Below are 487 nucleotides of genomic sequence, written 5' to 3'. Positions count from 1 at the left end.
CTGTCTTACTTTAATCTGGTGTTTGGTGAACTGGTACCGAAACGGGTTGCACTGCAGAAGGCGGAGGCATTCAGTCTGTTTGCCGTGAAGCCGATTGCCATCATTTCCAGGATTATGGCCCCGTTTATTGCATTGTTGTCCGTATCTACCAACGGAGTATTAAGGCTTCTGGGGCTGAAAACGGAGAATCTGGAAGAGGAGGTTTCCGAAGAAGAAATCCGCTCCATGCTTCAAACCGGCCGGGAAAGCGGAGTATTTAATGAAATTGAACAGGATATGATTACCTCCATCTTTTTATTTGACGATAAGAAAGCAAGGGAGATCATGACTCCGCGTCAGGATATGATTGCTGTGGATTTAAGCACGCCGCTGCTGTCCAGCATGGATGAAATCTTAAACAGCAGACACTCCAGAATTCCGGTTTACGAGGATGAGATTGACAATATAGTGGGAATCCTGTTTATGAAGGATTTTATCATAGAAGCGA

At 45.2% G+C, this 487-nt stretch carries 1 protein-coding gene; it reads left to right on the top strand.

The window, feature by feature from the left end; all coding sequences use genetic code 11:
* Positions 1-487, top strand: a 487-nt coding sequence (locus NE664_13500) for a CNNM domain-containing protein (GenBank protein ID MCQ4727647.1), incomplete at both ends; no start/stop codon positions are given.

The organism is Anaerotignum faecicola (genome assembly GCA_024460105.1).
Taxonomy (GTDB): domain Bacteria; phylum Bacillota; class Clostridia; order Lachnospirales; family Anaerotignaceae; genus JANFXS01.
This window is presented reverse-complemented; position numbering and strand designations above follow the sequence as displayed.